The following is a 17,699-nucleotide window of genomic DNA, read 5'->3' as shown; positions in this document are numbered from 1 at the left end:
TCATCGGCTGAAGGAAGCCCGAGGATGCCGGTTTGACCCTGATCAAAGTGCGCCTGTGGCAGAGGCCTAGCCTGAAGCAAGCACGTAACGCTTGCACGTTCGAGGCGCGTATGAGGCGGGAAGACAGCGGAGGTGTCCGGTTACTGGAAGTGTTACCGGGCCCAGGCATCCAGCAATGCTTGCGCCTGGAGCTGTGCGGCTCGCAGCTCACGGAAGCGATGCCGGGCCAGTACTGCCTGCTGGGCAGCCGAGGCGTTGACCTGTCATGCAGCTACGTCAGCCTGCCAGGCATGGCCAGGCGCTTCACCGTGACCACGCATCGCACCCAAGCATTGGGGCAGGCAGGTGATGTTCTCGATTACTCAGGGCCGCTGGGCAGCGCTTGGCCGATTCCGTTGCACAGTACGCGGCTGCTGGCGATCACCCGAGGAGAAGGGATCCTGGCGCTTCTTGGCTGCCTGGATGAAATCCTCTGCTGGCTGCCCTGGGTGCAGGTGCAACTGTCACACGAAGGCTTCCCCCACGATCAGCTACCCGATGATTGTCTCCACAGGCTCTCGACGCTGTCTACCCTGCCCCGCAACAGCTGCAGCGGATGGGCGCAACTTGCAGATCAACTGACGCATTTCAAGCCCGACACCGTCTACTGCTGCGCGCCGGCGCACATCGCCCGCCAAGCCGCCCGCCTGTGCTGGCAACACGGCGTACCTGCACAGCGTATCTGGCTACGTACGGATCAAGTGGCGCCCCAAGCAGAGCGCTGGCGATCTGCGCTGGAAGGCCCGGTGCAACGCTATGACCGGGTGCTCGCGATGCTCAACCGGCCTCCTCCACCCGGGTGAGATTGACCAAGCTTTGCTGGTCGACAAGCCGGACTTCCCGACCGACGCATTCAATGAACCCTGCCTGGGTGAATCGGCTGAACAGCCGGCTGACGGTTTCAAGCGTCAGATCCAGGTAATTGGCAATGTCGCCTCGGGACATGGGCAGTCTGAACAGGTCGGTACGTAGGCCTCGCTGGTGATACCGAGCCGACATGCCCAGCAGGAATATCGCAAGGCGCTGGTCGGCACGCCCATGGCAGCAGCGCAGGTGTTCATCCTTGCCCTGGATCCCCAGGCTGAGCATGTGCAACAGCTGGTAGCGCAAGCCTGGAATCTGCCCCGACAGGTCAACCAGTTGATCGAGCTTGATCGAGCAGACCAGCGATATGTCCAGCGCCAGGGCGTAGCTTCGGTAATGACTGGCACCGATGGCATCCAGGCCCAGCATTTCCCCCGGCAGGATGAATCCGCTGACCCGCTCGTTGCCTTCGGCGTCGAGCAGGAAATTCTTGATGGCCCCTGAGCGCAGGGCAAACACGTGATCCATGGGCTCATCGGCCTTGAACAGGTACTCGCCCTTCTTTAGCGGGCGATTCCGGCGCACGATGTGCTCGAGCTTGTCCACTTCGTCAGCACTGAGGCTGGCGGGCAGGCAAAGCCGGCTCAACGAGCACGCAAGGCACTTCACCTGGGGCCTTGCCCCCAAATCTTCAGAGCCTGACATGACGATGCCTCCGCTTTCTCATGCAGGGCATATATAAAAACTAGCTGCTTCGTCTGAGCCATGCGCCATGGCAGACCAAGGGTCATCTGCCTCCCTGCCTGAACCTGAGCAAGATCAAGACAAGCCCGCGAGCCCTCGTCATGCTCATGCGCCAGGCAATCGTTTCCGGTGACCCCAACGGTTACCTGAGCCGAGGATAGACCTCGACGCGAGCGGCTGCGATGACCGGCAACCGGGCACTTGATAACGATCAAGTCGATCAACGCCTGAACGTTGAAACTGAATCTCCATCGTCCTTTTTTGCAAACGAGGAAATTGCCATGGCTACCGCCGATATGACCCCTAAGCACACCGCACCCTCGTTCCCCGTGCCCTCCGGCGAGCACTGGATCGAAGCACTCGACAATGGCACCCATGTGCTGATCAGGCCCTTGCAACCCAAGGACCGCCAGCGCGAAAAGGCCTTTATCGAACGGCTATCCCCAGAATCGCGTCATTTCCGCTTCCTGTGCCAGCTCAAAGAGCCTGGCGAGGCAATGCTCAACCAACTGATGGATGTCGACCAGGACCGGCACGCCGCCTATGTCGCGCTTGCCCACGTCGATGGCGAACTGCAGGAAGTGGGCATTTCCCGCTATGCCGCCTGCGAGAAGGACGACGAGTGCGAATGCGCGGTAACGGTCCTCGACAGCTGGCAGCATCACGGTCTGGGCCGTCTGCTGCTCAAACATCTGATCGACCATGCCCGCAGCAGAGGCCTGCGAGCGATGTATTCGATCGATGCCGCCTCTAACGTAGCGATGCGTGATCTTGCTAAAGCGGCGGGGTTCACCACGACCCGGGATCCGGATGACGCCAGCCAAGTCATCCATCGCCTCTCGCTGGTCTGAAACGGTGTCGCGGCGGCCCTTCAGGGCCGCCCTCAGCTATCCATCTGGGGGATGACGTTGATGAACGCACCTTCGAACAGCTTGCAGGAGAAACTCTACGACCGGCAGTCTCACGTTGACTCACGCAAGCTTGCCTTGTGCATGAGCGCCAGGACTTCTTCGTCGGTGGTCTGGGGAAAATCCAGGTACCAATAGCCGACTGAGACCATCCGCTCCGGCACCAGCGGGCAAATGACCTGATCCACCTTTGTGCACAGGGCGTCGAGCGTATCCGGGGGCGAGACCGGCACCGCAACCACGATGCGCGAAGGCGCCTGTGCCCGCACCGCTTGAACGGCGGCCATCATCGAGGCGCCTGTGGCCAGGCCGTCGTCGATAAGGATTACCACTTGGTCCTTGAGCTGCAGCGGTGGGCGATTGCCCCGGTATTTCTTTTCCCGTCGCAGCAGTTCCTGGGTTTCCTGGTCCAGCACAGTTTGGAAACGGGTGCGGTCGATGGGATACGCCCGGAGCGCATCGTCATTGAGAATGCGGATGCCCCCGCTGGCAATGGCGCCCATGGCGTACTCCGGATGCGAAGGCAGGCCGAGCTTGCGCACCACCAGCAGGTCCAGGCGAAGCCCGAGGGCCGTGGCAACTTCATACGCCACTGGCACACCACCACGGGGCAATGCGAGCACGATCGCATCAGGCCTGTTGGTGTATTCACGCAGCGGCTCCACCAGGGCTCGACCGGCTTCGGTGCGGTTCGCAAAGGTAGTCTGCCGTGCAAGATCCTGAGTCATGGGAGCCTCCTGCGTCGCGACGGACGCCTGTTGATTCGATCGCCTATCGCGCCTCTAGGGCATCGCCTCGGCGGCCTCTTCGGGCAGCAAGTCGAACTGCGCCAGACAGCGCCGCTCATCCGCCGGCGTCAAGGCTTTGAGGGTGCTCGCTTGCTGCAAGGGTGTCTCGAACAACGCCAGTCGGATCACGCCATTGCGGTCCAGAAAGGTCTGCGCCAGGCATGAGCACACCGGCCTGCCCACCAGAGTGGCGAGGGGCTCGTCCTCGGGCGCCTGCACCTGGGCCTGCAAGTTGGCCTGGCATCTATCCACGATACGCTCCACGGAGCGGCCTGCCAGCCAGAGCGTGCTGGCGCCGAGCACAGCCAAGAGCACCAGCACGCCCAGCAGCACATTCGACTCCCGGGCTACCGCCCGGATGAAGGCGAGCCTGGCCTGCCAGCCGGTGGTCTGCCCTTCGAAAATGGCTTTGCCCACCGTGCGCCTCACGCCGCGCTGCACGGCCCATCCCACCGCGATACTCAAGACCAGTAACGTCAACAAGACCGCGGGATCACGCATCGGCAGGCGCCAGGACGGGCCCAACGCCTGGTAGGCAGAGGCGGCCACCACCCAGGTGACGATGGCCATGACCCAACCCAGACTACCCTTGGGCCGCTGCATCCATGCCTTGAGTTTTGCCCTTGCTTGTGTATCCATGACAGCCTCCCGCGCCTGGCTAGCGCACAGGGTCTATGGCAACGGTTTCCTGATGTTCGGGTACGCAGACCTGCCATCCGAGTTCGAGGCTGATACGCCGGCGCAAGGTGTCGGCCGCGTGCGGCTCGCCATGGATGACATAGGTCTGGCGAGGCGGTCGGGCGAACCCGCGCAACCACTCCATGATTTCGTCAGCATCGGCATGCGCCGAAAGATTCTCCATCGCGTACACCTGCGCCCTGATGGACACATCTTCGCCATGCACGCGCACGCTGTGCGCGCCGGCGACGATATCGGCGCCGCGTGTACCACCGGCCTGGAAGCCCGAAAACAGGATGCTGTTGCGGGGATTGGGCGCCAGCGCCTTGAGGTGATGCAGTACCCGCCCGCCGGTCGCCATGCCGCTGGCGGCAATGATCACCGCCGGCTCGCGCAGCTGGTCCAGGCGCCGAGACTCATCGACGGTGCGGATGATGTGTGTGCCCCTGCACATCGCAGCGCACTCCGCCGGTGACAGGCGGTGCTCGCCCCTGAACTGCTGGTACAGGACGGTGGCATCGGTCGCCATCGGGCTGTTGAGATAGACCGGAATGTCCGGTATCAGCCCGTCGCGTTTGAGCTTGTACAGGTAGTACATCAGTAGCTGGGCTCGGCCCACGGCGAAGGATGGCACCAAGGTGATGCCATGGCGCAGGAGCGTCTGGTTGATGACCTGGGCCAGGTACTGCTCGGTGGATTCGTCAGGATGCTTGCGATCCCCGTAGGTGGACTCCACCAGCAGTACATCTGCCGTCCTGACCAGTTCGGGCGCGTGCATGATCGGGTCCTGCGGGCGCCCCAGGTCGCCGGAAAACAGCAATCGCTGGCCGTCGGCGGTGATCTGCACGGACGCAGCGCCCAAGATATGCCCGGCCGTACGCAACAGAAGCTCCATGCCCTCGGCAACCACGGTACTGTGGTGCAACTCTACCGGGCGAAACAGCGCCAGTACGCGCTTGGCATCCTGCTCGGTATAGAGCGGGCGCGCCGGTGAGTGCTTGGAATAGCCATGCCGGTTGGCGTGCTCGGCCTGCTCTTCTTGCAACCGGGCGCTGTCGAGCAGCAGGATTTCGGCCAAGGCGCAGGTAGCCGGCGTCGCATAGATCGGCCCGCAATACCCTTCGCGTGCCAACACCGGGAGGTACCCACTGTGATCGAGGTGAGCGTGGGTCAGCACCACGGCATCGAGCGCACGCAGGGGGGCGGGCAAAGGCTCCCAGTTGCGCAGGCGCAACTGCTTGTAGCCCTGGAACAGCCCGCAGTCGATCAGCACGCGGGTGCTGTCGCGGGTCAACAGGAATTTGCTGCCGGTCACGGTGCCGGTACCGCCTAGGAAGGTCAGTTGCATGGCTGCGGCTCCCAGGTCTGGATCACATGGGGATGAACCGCCAGCACACTGCAAGGCGGTCGGCTGACGATGCGTTCAGTGGTATCGCCCAGCAGCTTGTCCAATCCCTTGGGCTGCACGACGCCCATGACCACCACGTCCGTATCCAGCACGGCCACCTGCTCGAGAATGACCTGCACAGGCCCACCTTCCTTGAAAAGCCGACGATCCTGGGGGACGCCTTCGGCATCGGCCAGGGTGTCGAAAGGCTCTTGGAGGGCGCTGCGCATTTCGTCGATCCACGCCTGGGTCACATTCATGTCCGAGGCAAACACCCCCGCCAGGTTGTACGCCGACAGCAGGTGCAGCTGCGCATCGCACTGCAGGGCCAGCGCTTGCGCGGCCTGGACCAGCCCGTGATTGAACAGCGCCTGGGCCTCAGGGGTATCGCTGAAGGCGGTGTCCACGGCAACCATGATGCGTTTGGGCAGCGACACCGCCGCCGTTGGCACGAATAGCACCATTCCCTTGAACCCACGCATCAGCGCGCAGTCCAGCGGCGTGCCGAACAGCCGCGCCAGGGCCGGCAACGCTTCGCTGTCCTTGATGACCATGTCAGGTTGCATTTCGCACAGGTAATCGATGGCCTGGCTGCGAATGTCTTCGGCATGAAGGCTGTCGACCGTCAGCGCGACACCGCTGGCCCGGTGCCGGTCGACCAGCTGCGCGAGGCGCTCGCGGTAGTGGATGAACTGGCGCTTGATATCCACCTCGTTCAGTCGCTCCTCCCGCAGCAGGTGCTCTTCAGTGGGTTCGAACAGCCCCAGTACATGCACGCTGGCACCGCTGACATGGGCCAAGGCAAGCGCCCTGCGCAGGGCTGAGGAATGCGGATCGATGTCGGTAAGCAGCACCAGCAGTTGTCGATACTGACCCATGGCGGACCTCCGGGCTTGCACGGCAGGAGTAGGGATGCAATTGATCTTCGGTAATCAGCCCCCTCGCCGCTTGATGCAGATCAGAAAACCGCTTGTCCCGCATGAACTTGACGATTGTCAGAACCGGACCGGCCCACCGCGGTACAACGGTTCGCAGGGTATCGACCGGATCATCGGAGGCGACATGAACAAGCAACCCGTCAAGCAGCTGGACGTGGAGGAACATTGGGTGGAGCATCTTGCGGATGACGCTGTCGTACTGATCCGCCCACTGCGCGATGAAGATCATGAACGGGACAAGCGCTTTCTCAGCACGATCACCTATGAGTCACGGCGCTTTCGCTTCATCGCCGGGCTCAGCAGCGGCTTGCCCAACCTGGATGCACGGCTGATGCCGGTGGACTACCACCGGTGCATGGCATACGTGGCACTTGCGCATGAGGACGGCCAACTCAGACAGGTCGGCGTGAGCCGCTATGCAGGGATTCCCGGCAGCCACAATTGCGAATGCGCAGTCGCAGTCAGCGAACCATGGCAACGCAAGGGCCTGGGCAGGTTGCTGCTCAAGCACCTGATCGACGCGGCCCGGCGCAATGGCTATCACTGCATGGTGTCCAGGGACCTTGCAAACAACTATGCCATGCACCGACTGACCAAGGCGCTGGGCTTCACCTCACGTTACCTGGGGGGCGATGTCAGCGAGATCCTCCACGAGCTGGATCTCAGAACCTGAAACAAGGCCCTTGCGGGCCTTGGATGTCAGCCTCGGGAGCGCTCCGGCGAGATCACCAGCACGCTGCTATCGAGCCGGTGCAGCACCCGCTCTGCCGTACTGCCAATGAACCAGCCAATACCATGATGGTGATAGCTGCCCATCACCAGCACGTCGGTGTCGTTGTTCTGCATGTACAACGCCAGGCCCTTGGCCGGATCGCCGACGCGCATGTGACGGTGCTCGGCGGCGATACCATTGCGCTCGGCCAGCGCCTGGAACGCCTCGCTCTGGGCTTCGTGAAGGGTCTTGAGCTGGCTCGAGTCGAAGAGGAACGAGTGCTCGCGGCCACCACCGGCGTCAACATACATCGAGCCCAGGTCATAGACGTACAGCAGGTCGATCTGGGCGTTGCATTGCAATGCCAGCTTGAGCGCTTCACTGATGATCTGGTCGTTGAGCCCCTCGACCTGATCTTCGGGCCGGGACAGGTCCACCGCCGCCAGTATCTTGCGTGGCAACGCATGACTGGCCTTGTTCACCAGATGCAGGGGGATGCTGGTTTCGCGCAGCAGCTGGATGTCCAGCGAGGTGAACATCGCGCGTACCCACCACGGCTCGTGCTCGAGCGCCTTGATGAGCATGGCGAATTTCTGCTCGCGCAGATGCACCAGGATCTCGTCCAGCGGATTCTGGACCCACACCACCTCGGTGGTGACCGTCACGCCATTGCGCCGCATCGACAGTGCCTGGGTTTCCAGCCACTCACGGTGTTGGCGCACATACCCATCGCGCATGACGGCAAGGGCCTGGTCGTTGACCATCCCCGCGGTGGCAAGCCCTTCGAGATAGTCGAAGGCCACGATGTGCAGGGGCATGCCCTTGGCCTTGGCCAGCGCGGCGGCTCGGTCATAGACCGGCGTGCGACGCATCAAGGGCGACACGATGAGCAAGAGTCGTTGATTGTCCATGACACACCTCTGCGGTTGGGGAAGCGTGCCTCGATCATCTGCTACCGGCGCCTGCCCGACTTGATGTTTATCAACTCGAACGGCTCGGACAAACGGCTGCCACGGCGAACCAAGAACTTGACACGGATCAAAGCTCCAAAGCATTTACGGCGCACGCTAACCCCACAGCCACAGCAATCGTGCAATGCCCCCCTGGCTTCAGGGCCGTCGGCAGGACGCCATCGCACTACGAATCGATACGCAAGTCCTTGCTCACGCGCGCTCTGGAGGTTCCGATGAACGTCTATATCGAGGTAAACGCCGATCAGCACCGCTGGTGTGTCCACATGGACCAATGGCACGTTGGCTTCAGAACGCCGGATGAGGCCGAACAGTTCGTCGAACGACTCACCGCCCGGCTCAACGCCCCCCATTCGCTGGACATGCTCGCCGACAGCCCAATCTGGAACCAGATGGCGGGCAGGCATGCGCAGCTGTCCGCCAAGGCAATGCCATCGCTCGGGCGATGCGTGAAGGGGGCCTGAAATGACCAGTCAGATCAGGGTCCGGGTGCTCGAGCAGCCCATCCCCGCAGCCAAGGCGACCCCCATCCATCTCAAGCCGCTGGCGTCCCCGTGCCAGCAATGCCGGGTCAGCGGGCTGTGCCTGCCGACCGGCCTGCCGGTAAGCGACAGCAGTTGCCTGGGTAGCCTGGTGGGCCCACGCATACGCATCAAGAAAGGCGCTGCGCTGTTCAATGCCAATGCACCGTTGGATACCCTCTACGCCGTGCGTTGCGGCAGTTTCAAGACAAGCCTGAACAATGCCGAAGGCTTGGGTGTGGTGATCAATTTCTGGATGCCAGGCGATGTGCTAGGGCTCGACGCCATTGCCACTGAATTTCATGTGTGTGACGCCATCGCCCTTGAAGACAGCGAAGTCTGCCCTATTCCCTACCGGCGGTTGCAATCGCTGGCTCGAAACTTTCCCGTCCTGCAGCAAAGCCTGAATCGCTTGATGAGCCGGGAAATCGTACGCGAGCACGAACGTGTGCTGATGCTGTGCAACCTCAGTGCCGAGGAGCGGCTTGCCAGTTTCCTGCTGGGCTTGTCCAAGCGCTTCGTCAGCCGGGGCTATTCCGCTCATGGCTTCATGCTACGCATGTCGCGGGAAGACATGGCCTCCTACCTGGGACTGCGCCTGGAAACGATCTGCCGGTCGGTCGCCCGCTTGCGTGCCCTGGGTATCGCCGACTTGCACGGCCGCCTCGTCGAGATTCTGGACATGCCAGCACTGATGGCCCTGGAACAGGGCTGCAGCGATGCCCAGCGTCCTGCCATCACCTAGGACGTTCGCCATTACGTCTTGGACTACCTGAACATGGCTCTGGCCGTTGTCGCACGACACGATATGGATAGGCCTGCGGCAAGGTACAGGTTTAATCCGCCCATCAATGACGACGATGCGTTTCGATCCATTGGAACAGCGCCATACCGGCGAGCATCGCGACAACGAACAACCAAGCCTGCCAATACCCGGCCGGTAGCAGGACCAGCGCCGGCCCAGGGCAGACACCCGCCAGCCCCCATCCGACGCCAAACAGCAGACTGCCCCCGACCAGCCGGCGGTCTACATCGCGCCGGTCTGGCAGTTGCATCTTGCCGCCCAGCACCGCCACGCCATGCCGGCGTGCCCAGGCCATGGGCAGCAGCGCCACACCGATAGCGCCCACCATCACCAATCCCAGGGAGGGATCCCACTGCCCGGCAAGGTCGAGAAACCCCAGCACCTTGGCAGGATTGGCCATACCCGCCAGTAACAACCCCATGCCGAACAGAACCCCTGCGATAAAGCCACTGATACGGGACATGTCAGCTTCCTTGTAGAAGATGTCGAACGACAAAGACCGTGAGAAAGCCCGTTGCCATGAAGCACAGCGTGGCCACCAGTGAACGGGGTGACAGTCGAGAAATACCGCAAACACCATGGCCACTGGTGCAGCCACTGCCATAGCGCGTGCCCAAGCCGACCAGCAGGCCGGCCGTTGCCAGTACCCACGGGGCCGAAGCGAAGTGCGCGGGTGGCAGCGTCGAGAACAGCATCCATAACAACGGCGCCGCCAGCAGGCCCAGGAGAAACGCGAATTTCTCGCCACGCCCCTCAGCCCGACGCTGAAACACCGAGCTGAGCAAACCGCTGATTCCCGCAATGCGTCCGTTGGCGACCACGAACAGGCCGGCCCCCAGCCCAATCAGTGCGCCGCCGGCCAAGGCCGACCAGGGTGTGAAGGCCATCCAATCAATTGTCATCGCATCCTCCGCGAGCGAGTCGAGCCCAATCTCAATTTTAATCCTACAGTTGATGGGCAGTGCCGAACTTCACCTACACAGGAGATGCAAGCATGGGATACGTCACAACCAAAGACGGCGTTGAGATCTTCTACAAGGACTGGGGCCCCCGCGATGCGCAGGTCATCCATTTCCACCATGGCTGGCCGCTCAGTGCCGATGACTGGGATGCCCAGATGCTGTTCTTCCTGGCCCAAGGGTTTCGTGTGGTGGCGCACGACCGCCGCGGCCATGGTCGCTCGAGCCAGGTATGGGATGGCCATGACATGGACCACTATGCCGATGATGTGGCTGCGGTGGTCGATCACCTTGGTACCCATGGCGCCGTTCATATCGGCCACTCCACAGGTGGCGGCGAGGTCGTGCACTATATTGCCCGCCATGGGCAGGATCGCGTGTCCAAGGCGGTCATCATCAGCGCGGTGCCGCCGTTGATGGTCAAGACCGACGCCAACCCAGGCGGCCTGCCCAAATCGGTCTTCGACGACCTGCAGGCCCAACTTGCCGCCAACCGCGCGCAGTTCTACCACGACGTCCCCGCAGGCCCGTTCTACGGCTACAACCGACCGGGCGCGAAGCCTTCGCAAGGCATCATCCTCAACTGGTGGCGCCAGGGCATGATGGGCGGCGCCAAAGCTCACTACGATGGCATCGTTGCGTTCTCGCAAACCGATTTCACCGAAGACCTCAAGCGCATCACCCTTCCCGTTCTGGTGATGCACGGTGACGATGACCAGATCGTGCCCTATGAGAACGCCGGCGTGCTCTCGGCCAAGCTGCTGCAGAACAGTACGCTGAAGCTCTATGCCGGCTACCCTCATGGGATGCCGACCACCCACGCCGAGACGATCAACGCTGACCTGCTGGCCTTTATACGCGGCTAGGCTGGTGCATGTTCCGTTGCGCCCTGTGGGAGCGACTCCACCCGCGAACTTCGGCAACACCGGTGCCAGCGACCGAGTCGCATGCTTCGCGGGTGGATTTCCATCGACAGGTACGGGGTGGCCCGAAGCCCGGCCATGCACCTTGAAGCCTCAGCACAGAAAGCCCTGAAGCGTCAGCGCATTGCTCAATGCCGCACCCGACGCGGTGTTGTCGAATATGCACCAGGTAGGTATCCCGGCTGCACGGCTACGCTGCAACTGTTCGGCCAAGCTTTGCAGGTAGGCCGTGGGATATTCGCTGTGGTAGATCCGCGGCTCACCATGAAGGCGCCAATAGACCAGCCCTGGCCAACCACCAGGGCGGGCATCGGTCTCAAAGCGTGAGGGATTGGCGGCTACTTGCGCGATCTGCAGGTCGATCAACAGCGGCTGTGCCAACTGCCAGCTAACGTGCCTGGGCTCGAGCGCTATCGATCCGCTGTACCGCTCACGCAAGGCTTCGAAGAAACGTCCGGCACTGCCAACGTCGTACCTCAGCGAGGGCGGCAATTGCACCAACAAGCAACCCAAGCGGCTGCCTAATTGCCCGCATTGCCCCAGGAACTCATCGAGGACCTCAGTGCATCCTTGCAGGCGCAGGTCATGAGTGATGATCTTGGGAAGTTTCACCGCGAAGCGAAAGTCTTCCGGCACGGACGATGCCCAGCGTGCGTATGTGCCAGGCCGGTGGGGGCGATAGAACGAGCTGTTGATTTCCACTGCGTTCAATCGCGCGGCGTATCGCTGCAGGTGGCTGCCAGACTGCACGAACTCATCGGCGTACTCGCGTGGCAAGCTCCAACCCGCACACCCCAGATGAATCATTCCTACCTTCCTGTATTAGACCTCGCTGCAAGGCCGGACCGCCCCACTTGCGCCTCCGCGCCTTGGACGGCCAACTGCCTGGCATGGCCCACCCCCCACATCAAGGCCCGAGTCATGGTCTCGCCGGGGCGCTGGTCGTATATCTGTTCACACACCACATTGCCGTCCGCGTCGTAGACACCGATGAACAGCTGTGTCGCCCCGGTGCGCGACAAGCGCGTCTGCACCTCGAGGCAGGTGCCATCGTCGAGGGTCTGCTCATGGGTTTGATGATGCAGGATCGGATCGCACCATTGTCGGTACGTCTCGCCTCTCTTTTTCATGGGATGCCCCTTGCTGTGTTGTCTTACATAGAGCACCGGGTTTGCCCAACCGATCGAAATCAATTCGCGGCACCGGACAGCCGGCTTGGCCGATCCTGTCGTTCATAGCAAGCGCCTTGAAGTAAAGGGTAAACTGGTGCCCGTTCGCCCCCACTTATCACCCAGGAAAAGACAGTGCCCCACTCTTCTGACGGGCGAACACGCTCGGCTAAATGCCGCGATGCGTGATGAAGACACCCAGCAGCTGATGGATATCGCTGCTTTCACCCCCCGCAGACAGCCCGTGCTTCGTCGAGTGCCGTGTGAGCAAGGCTCGTGCTCTGCCACTCGATGGGTAACATGCCGGCCGAATCTGCAAGTGGTCGGCACGCTCAACAAAGCCGCACGGAGTAGTGCAAACGCAAAAAGGGCGATCCTTTCGGATCGCCCTTTTCGGTGCCCGGAAACCCGGGGCTTTTGTTTGGTAGGCACAATTGGACTCGAACCAACGACCCCCACCATGTCAAGGTGGTGCTCTAACCAACTGAGCTATGTGCCTGTCGATGAGGGCGCATTCTACGCGCTCCAAAATCGCTGTCAACTGTTTTTTTCACGCTAACTCACTGAATCTTAAAAATATTTACCTGACCCGAAGCGACGGGGGGAGTAAAGGATTTTCAACGGACGACTAGCGGGTGTTTATTATTATTGATAGCATCGGTACATTCGTTAAAAATATAAAACACGAGGTTCCCCGAGCATGGCCAATACCCCCTACCCCCAGTCCTACTACGCCGCCTCGGCCAACCCGGTGCCGCCACGTCCGGCGCTGCAGGGTGAGGTGGAGACTGACATCTGCATCATCGGCGCCGGTTACACCGGCCTGTCCAGCGCCCTGTTCCTGCTGGAAAACGGCTTCAAAGTGAGCATCGTCGAGGCGGCCAAAGTGGGCTTCGGCGCATCGGGCCGCAACGGCGGCCAGATCGTCAACAGCTACAGCCGTGACATCGACGTGATCGAGCGCACCGTCGGCCCCAAGCAGGCGCAACTGCTGGGTCAGATGGCCTTCGAAGGCGGACGCATCATCCGTGAGCGCGTGGCCAAGTACAACATCCAGTGCGACCTGAAGGACGGCGGCGTGTTCGCTGCACTGAGCGCCAAGCAGATGGGCCACCTGGAGTCGCAAAAGCGTCTGTGGGAGCGTTTCGGCCACACCCAGCTGGAGCTGATGGACCAGAAGCGCATCCGCGAAGTGGTCGCCTGCGACAACTATGTCGGCGGCATGCTGGACATGAGCGGTGGCCACATTCACCCGCTTAACCTGGCCTTGGGCGAAGCTGCCGCGGTCGAGTCGCTGGGTGGCGTGATTTATGAACAGACCCCGGCCGTGCGCATCGAGCGCGGTGCCAACCCGGTCGTGCACACCCCGCAAGGCAAGGTGCGCGCCAAGTTCATCATCGTTGCCGGTAACGCCTACCTGGGTAACCTGGTACCGGAGCTGGCGGCCAAGTCCATGCCATGCGGCACCCAGGTGATCACCACCGAGCCGCTGGGCGAGGAACTGGCCCGCACCCTGCTGCCGCAGGACTACTGCGTCGAGGACTGCAACTACCTGCTCGACTACTACCGCCTGACCAGCGACAAGCGTCTGATCTTCGGTGGTGGCGTGGTCTACGGTGCTCGCGACCCGGCCAACATCGAGGCAATCATCCGTCCGAAGATGCTCAAGGCCTTCCCGCAGCTCAAGGACGTGAAGATCGACTTCGCCTGGACCGGCAACTTCCTGCTGACCCTGTCGCGCCTGCCACAGGTGGGTCGTATCGGCGACAACATCTACTACTCCCAGGGCTGCTCCGGTCACGGCGTGACCTACACCCACCTGGCGGGCAAGGTACTGGCCGAAGCCCTGCGTGGCCAGGCCGAGCGCTTCGACGCCTTTGCCGGTCTGCCGCACTACCCGTTCCCGGGTGGTCAGCTGCTGCGCGTACCGTTCAGCGCCCTGGGCGCCTGGTACTACAGCCTGCGCGACCGTCTGGGCATCTAAGACGAGCCGGGGGCGACGAAAGCGTCGCCCCAGGTATGGTCGACCCAATCGCGGGCCAAGTCCGCTCCTGGCTGCAGGAGCGGGTTTGGCCCGCGATTGCATTACTGGCCCAGGCTGCGGACCGCCTGCTTCGCCGCGATTTCCTGGCCTGCCCGGGCCAGCTCGTCGGCGGCCTGCAGCCAACGCTGACGGTCCACCTGAGCCGGCAGCTGTTTCGGTGGCTGCACCAGCACAGCCCAACTTCCCGTCTTCGCCCACGCAGCCTCGAAATCATCGAACGCCATCAACAGGCGACGCTGCATCCCCGAACGCAACAGCACCCGCCCTTTGTAGCTGTCATAGCCAATCAGCACCGCATAGCGTGGCTCACTCCAAAAGGCCGAGCCTTCTTCGTAACGCACTAGCACCGGGTTGCCTGCCGCCACTTGGGTCAGCAAGGCCTCAAGGCGCTTGTCCAGTGGGTAGACGACCATGCCGTATTCACGCGCTACCTTGGGAATGCCGGCGCCCAGCGCGTCGGCGCCCTGTGGCAGGTTAAGGGGTTTATCAAGCAAACCCGGCGTGATGACCACGCCCTGTTGCGACAGCAGTGCCGCCAGTGCCATGGCCCCGCTGTGATTGGCCTTGCCGCGATAGAACGGCACGCTGCTGATCTCGACCCGCTGTGCCTGGCCCTTCGCCACAGGCGATGGACCACTGGCGCAACCGGCCAGGCTGGCCACGACCAGGCACGCGGCCAGCAGCCGGCGCGATGAAGTGAAGGTTTCTTGCAACATGGGCACTCGCTTGTTCCGTCGCCAGGCAGGCAGCGCCCGGCCCTGGGCTCCGATCATAGGCTGGGTGCGTGTTTGGGTATAGCCCGTCACCGGCTTGGAACGAAACGGCCCAAGGGAATAGACCTTCGGTCAATGGAACGCACCGCCCGGCGGGCTAGACTAAAGCAGTGTCTGGAAGGCGAGCCCCGTGCGCGCCTGAGAGAAGGAGGCACACATGAGCCTGACAATGGCGATACTGATGCTGGTGGGGATGTGGGTGAGCGTCGCCGCCGCCATGCTGTGGGGGGTGTTGCGCATCGTGCGCAGGCATTCCCACCATCACCTGCCACCGCAAACGTTGCCCAAACCACAGCCGGCGCGTCGTGCGCGGCGGCACGCAGGGGCGCACTGACATTCAACCCAGCCTGCCGACGCGGCCCACATACGATAGACCGCTCCCCTACCCGTCAGCCCCCGAATCCAGAAAAAGCGAAGGGGGCGCACTGCGCCCCCTCCTTTGTGCTTCGAGCGATCAGCCCTCGGCAGCTTCGCGCTTGAGCCGAGCTCGGCGCGCCATGATGTTGAGCACTTCGATCGCAGTCGAGAACGCCATTGCGGCGTACACGTAGCCTTTTGGCACATGGGCACCGAAGCCCTCGGCGATCAGGGTCATGCCGATCATGATCAGGAAGCCCAGTGCCAGCATCACCACGGTCGGGTTGTCGTTGATGAACTTGGCCAGCGGGTCGGCAGCTACCAGCATCACGACCACGGCGCTGATCACGGCGATGATCATGATCGGCAAGTGCTCGGTCATGCCTACAGCGGTAATGATGCTATCGATCGAGAAGACGATGTCGAGCATCAGGATCTGGCCGATCGCAGCGGCAAAGCCCAGGGTTACGGTGGATCCAGCCTTGGCTTCTTCCTTGGCGCCATGCGGATCGACGTTCTCGTGGATCTCTTTGGTGGCTTTCCATAGCAGGAACAGGCCACCGGCGATGAGGATCATGTCCTTCCAAGAGAAGCTGTGGCCGAACACATCGATCACAGGTTCGGTCAACTGGACGATCCAGGCCACGGTCGAGAGCAACGCCAAGCGCATGATCAGCGCCATGCTGATACCGATACGCCGCGCCTTGGAGCGGTAGGCCTCAGGCAGTTTGTTGGTCAGGATGGAAATGAAGATCAGGTTGTCGATGCCCAGCACGATTTCCATGGCCACCAGCGTGGCCAGGGCGACCCAGGCAGCGGGGCTTGCAGCGAGTTCCAGCAAATATTCCATGATTTAGTCCTGCATCGGGTCCGGGTCAGATGTCTTGGGTGTCGCTTTTTTCTTCAGCGGCCTTGGGCTTGGCGCCCTCCGAGCCGATGGCCTCGCTCAGGGCCTGTTGGGCAGCTTCGTTGGTCTTGTCGATCGCCTGCTTGGCCGACTCGGCGGCCTGATCGAGCATCTGCTGGGCGGACTTCTCGGCCTGGTCGCAGCCAGCCAGGCTGAACAGGGCCAAGGCCAGCACCAAGGGCGTACCGATGGATTTGAGTTGCAACATGGGAATCCTCGCTTTTCCAATTTCCGGCGCTGCATGCAGCGCCTTATGGGTGGGCATTCTAGAGAACGCCATACATCAGGAAAATTCGTATTTTTAGCGGTTATACTTCGGTTTTTACGAATCGGGAAAGTGTCGGATGCTCAATTATCGCCAGCTGCACTACTTCTGGGTGGTGGCCAAGACCGGCAGCATCGCCCGCGCAAGCGAGCAACTGAACCTGACGCCCCAGACCATCAGCGGGCAGATCAGCCTGTTCGAACAAGCCTACGGGCTGGAGCTGTTCCAGCGTGTCGGCAGGCAGTTGGAGCTGACCGAGACTGGCCGCCAGGCACTGGGCTATGCCGAACAGATGTTCCAGATCGGCGGTGAACTGGAAGCCCTGCTGCGCGCAGGGCCTCAGGAACAGATCCTGTTTCGCGTCGGTGTCGCCGACGTCGTTCCCAAATCCATCGTCTATCGACTGCTGGCCCCGACCATGGAGTTGGACAACGTCCTGCGCATCAACTGCCGCGAAGACAAACTCGAACGCCTGCTGGCCGACCTTGCCATCCAGCGCCTTGATGTAGTGATCTCCGACAGCCCGATGCCCAGCCACCTGGATATCAAGGGCTACAGCCAGAAACTGGGCGAGTGCGGCCTGAGTTTCTTCGCCACCCCGGCGCTGGCGCGCCAGCATGCCCTGCCCTTCCCGACCTGCCTGGACGACGCACCGCTGTTGATCCCGGGCCAGGAAACCGTGGTCCGCAGCCGGTTGCTGCGCTGGTTGGCCGAACAGCAGCTGCATCCACGGATCATCGGCGAATTCGATGACAGCGCCTTGATGCAGGCCTTCGGGCAGTCCGGTAGCGGGATTTTCGTGGCGCCCAGCGTGATCGCCGAAGAAGTGTGCCGTCAGTATGGCGTCGAGCTGATCGGGCAGACCGAGGCGGTGAACGAGTCGTTCTATGCCATTTCGGTGGAACGCAAGGTCACCCATCCAGGGATCGTGGCGATTACCGAGGGGGCGCGCCGGGATCTGTTTCATTGGTGATCCACGCTGCGGGAAATACGGATTAGTCAGCAGG

General features: G+C 62.0%; 22 protein-coding genes and 1 tRNA gene. 9 read left to right on the top strand and 14 right to left on the bottom strand.

The features are described from left to right. The first annotated feature begins 32 nt into the window (after positions 1-32). Positions 33-842, top strand: coding sequence for a ferredoxin reductase domain-containing protein (locus BLS27_RS10595; protein WP_244155229.1), 810 nt, complete (start codon positions 33-35; stop codon positions 840-842). Here the strand turns inward: BLS27_RS10595 and fnr are convergent. Next, positions 817-1,548: a fumarate/nitrate reduction transcriptional regulator Fnr gene (gene fnr, locus BLS27_RS10590; protein WP_070571237.1), complete on the bottom strand. Its 732-nt coding sequence runs from the start codon at positions 1,546-1,548 to the stop codon at positions 817-819. The genes BLS27_RS10595 and fnr overlap by 26 nt on opposite strands. Before the next feature lie 320 nt (positions 1,549-1,868). Between fnr and BLS27_RS10585 the strand changes: the two genes are divergently transcribed. Further along, entirely contained in the window at positions 1,869-2,438 is a 570-nt protein-coding gene (locus BLS27_RS10585) for a GNAT family N-acetyltransferase (protein ID WP_043209041.1), read from the top strand. 110 nt (positions 2,439-2,548) lie between these two features. On the opposite strand, the gene BLS27_RS10580 is transcribed toward BLS27_RS10585, so the two are convergent. From BLS27_RS10580 to BLS27_RS10565, 4 genes are read right to left on the bottom strand one after another with little or no spacing between them, the layout of a single operon-like run. Next, on the bottom strand, positions 2,549-3,223 hold the full coding sequence (locus BLS27_RS10580) for a phosphoribosyltransferase (RefSeq protein WP_043209044.1): 675 nt from the start codon (positions 3,221-3,223) through the stop codon (positions 2,549-2,551). Positions 3,224-3,277: 54 nt separating this feature from the next. Further along, positions 3,278-3,922, bottom strand: a complete 645-nt coding sequence (locus BLS27_RS10575; RefSeq protein ID WP_232092077.1) for a hypothetical protein — start codon at positions 3,920-3,922, stop codon at positions 3,278-3,280. A gap of 19 nt (positions 3,923-3,941) precedes the next feature. Continuing rightward, positions 3,942-5,309: an MBL fold metallo-hydrolase RNA specificity domain-containing protein gene (locus BLS27_RS10570; protein WP_090344609.1), complete on the bottom strand. Its 1,368-nt coding sequence runs from the start codon at positions 5,307-5,309 to the stop codon at positions 3,942-3,944. Further along, the gene (locus tag BLS27_RS10565) at positions 5,300-6,226 is read right to left on the bottom strand and encodes a universal stress protein (RefSeq protein WP_090344607.1); all 927 of its coding nucleotides are present in this window, start codon (positions 6,224-6,226) and stop codon (positions 5,300-5,302) included. Before BLS27_RS10565 ends, BLS27_RS10570 begins: the two co-directional genes overlap by 10 nt. Positions 6,227-6,410: 184 nt before the next feature. Here BLS27_RS10565 and BLS27_RS10560 point away from each other — a divergent pair, with 184 nt between their 5' ends. After that, a complete protein-coding gene (locus tag BLS27_RS10560) occupies positions 6,411-6,959 on the top strand; it encodes a GNAT family N-acetyltransferase (RefSeq protein WP_090344855.1) in 549 nt (182 codons plus the stop codon). Between the two features lie 26 nt (positions 6,960-6,985). Here the strand turns inward: BLS27_RS10560 and BLS27_RS10555 are convergent, their stop codons facing one another. Then, positions 6,986-7,909: a universal stress protein gene (locus BLS27_RS10555; protein WP_090344605.1), complete on the bottom strand. Its 924-nt coding sequence runs from the start codon at positions 7,907-7,909 to the stop codon at positions 6,986-6,988. A 275-nt stretch (positions 7,910-8,184) separates the two neighbouring features. Here BLS27_RS10555 and BLS27_RS10550 point away from each other — a divergent pair, with 275 nt between their 5' ends. Together BLS27_RS10550 and BLS27_RS10545 are read left to right on the top strand one after the other, a co-directional pair. Further along, the gene (locus tag BLS27_RS10550) at positions 8,185-8,433 is read left to right on the top strand and encodes a hypothetical protein (RefSeq protein ID WP_043209053.1); all 249 of its coding nucleotides are present in this window, start codon (positions 8,185-8,187) and stop codon (positions 8,431-8,433) included. A 1-nt stretch (position 8,434) separates the two neighbouring features. Continuing rightward, positions 8,435-9,235 (top strand): helix-turn-helix domain-containing protein, encoded by an 801-nt coding sequence (locus tag BLS27_RS10545; RefSeq protein ID WP_090344603.1) that lies wholly within the window; start codon positions 8,435-8,437, stop codon positions 9,233-9,235. 103 nt (positions 9,236-9,338) lie between these two features. Here BLS27_RS10545 and BLS27_RS10540 read toward each other — a convergent pair whose 3' ends face one another. Together BLS27_RS10540 and BLS27_RS10535 are read right to left on the bottom strand one after the other, a co-directional pair. Then, positions 9,339-9,758 carry a DUF6691 family protein gene (locus tag BLS27_RS10540; RefSeq protein ID WP_090344601.1) on the bottom strand — a complete coding sequence of 140 codons (420 nt, stop codon included), beginning with the start codon at positions 9,756-9,758 and terminating at the stop codon, positions 9,339-9,341. Position 9,759: 1 nt separating this feature from the next. Beyond that, a complete protein-coding gene (locus tag BLS27_RS10535; RefSeq protein ID WP_090344599.1) occupies positions 9,760-10,197 on the bottom strand; it encodes a YeeE/YedE family protein in 438 nt (145 codons plus the stop codon). Between the two features lie 92 nt (positions 10,198-10,289). On the opposite strand from BLS27_RS10535, the gene BLS27_RS10530 reads away from it, so the two are divergent. Continuing rightward, positions 10,290-11,120 (top strand): alpha/beta fold hydrolase, encoded by an 831-nt coding sequence (locus tag BLS27_RS10530; RefSeq protein ID WP_090344597.1) that lies wholly within the window; start codon positions 10,290-10,292, stop codon positions 11,118-11,120. 150 nt (positions 11,121-11,270) lie between these two features. Here BLS27_RS10530 and BLS27_RS10525 read toward each other — a convergent pair whose 3' ends face one another. The 3 genes from BLS27_RS10525 to BLS27_RS10515 all read right to left on the bottom strand — a co-directional run bounded on the left by BLS27_RS10525 (position 11,271) and on the right by BLS27_RS10515 (position 12,845). Next, complete coding sequence (locus BLS27_RS10525) at positions 11,271-11,984, bottom strand: DUF72 domain-containing protein (protein ID WP_090344595.1); 714 nt, start codon at positions 11,982-11,984, stop codon at positions 11,271-11,273. A 2-nt stretch (positions 11,985-11,986) separates the two neighbouring features. Next, the gene (locus tag BLS27_RS10520; protein WP_090344593.1) at positions 11,987-12,307 is read right to left on the bottom strand and encodes a hypothetical protein; all 321 of its coding nucleotides are present in this window, start codon (positions 12,305-12,307) and stop codon (positions 11,987-11,989) included. 461 nt (positions 12,308-12,768) lie between these two features. Further along, positions 12,769-12,845: transfer RNA gene (locus BLS27_RS10515), tRNA-Val, on the bottom strand. Positions 12,846-13,046: 201 nt separating this feature from the next. On the opposite strand from BLS27_RS10515, the gene BLS27_RS10510 reads away from it, so the two are divergent. After that, complete coding sequence (locus tag BLS27_RS10510) at positions 13,047-14,330, top strand: NAD(P)/FAD-dependent oxidoreductase (protein WP_043211788.1); 1,284 nt, start codon at positions 13,047-13,049, stop codon at positions 14,328-14,330. A gap of 101 nt (positions 14,331-14,431) precedes the next feature. Here the strand turns inward: BLS27_RS10510 and BLS27_RS10505 are convergent, their stop codons facing one another. Beyond that, positions 14,432-15,163 carry a peptidase C39 family protein gene (locus tag BLS27_RS10505; protein ID WP_090344591.1) on the bottom strand — a complete coding sequence of 244 codons (732 nt, stop codon included), beginning with the start codon at positions 15,161-15,163 and terminating at the stop codon, positions 14,432-14,434. A 157-nt stretch (positions 15,164-15,320) separates the two neighbouring features. Here BLS27_RS10505 and BLS27_RS23815 point away from each other — a divergent pair, with 157 nt between their 5' ends. Further along, a complete protein-coding gene (locus BLS27_RS23815) occupies positions 15,321-15,497 on the top strand; it encodes a hypothetical protein (protein WP_167358087.1) in 177 nt (58 codons plus the stop codon). Between the two features lie 120 nt (positions 15,498-15,617). On the opposite strand, the gene BLS27_RS10500 is transcribed toward BLS27_RS23815, so the two are convergent. Continuing rightward, positions 15,618-16,370: a TerC family protein gene (locus tag BLS27_RS10500; protein WP_043211783.1), complete on the bottom strand. Its 753-nt coding sequence runs from the start codon at positions 16,368-16,370 to the stop codon at positions 15,618-15,620. A 25-nt stretch (positions 16,371-16,395) separates the two neighbouring features. Continuing rightward, a complete protein-coding gene (locus tag BLS27_RS10495; RefSeq protein WP_043211781.1) occupies positions 16,396-16,635 on the bottom strand; it encodes a hypothetical protein in 240 nt (79 codons plus the stop codon). A 136-nt stretch (positions 16,636-16,771) separates the two neighbouring features. On the opposite strand from BLS27_RS10495, the gene nhaR reads away from it, so the two are divergent. Further along, positions 16,772-17,665, top strand: a complete 894-nt coding sequence (nhaR, locus tag BLS27_RS10490) for a transcriptional activator NhaR (RefSeq protein ID WP_043211779.1) — start codon at positions 16,772-16,774, stop codon at positions 17,663-17,665. The last annotated feature ends 34 nt before the right edge of the window (positions 17,666-17,699 follow it).

The organism is Pseudomonas guariconensis (genome assembly GCF_900102675.1).
Taxonomy (GTDB): Bacteria; Pseudomonadota; Gammaproteobacteria; order Pseudomonadales; family Pseudomonadaceae; genus Aquipseudomonas; species Aquipseudomonas guariconensis.
Note: the sequence above shows the minus strand (reverse complement) of the source record. Positions and strands in the feature narration are given on the sequence as shown.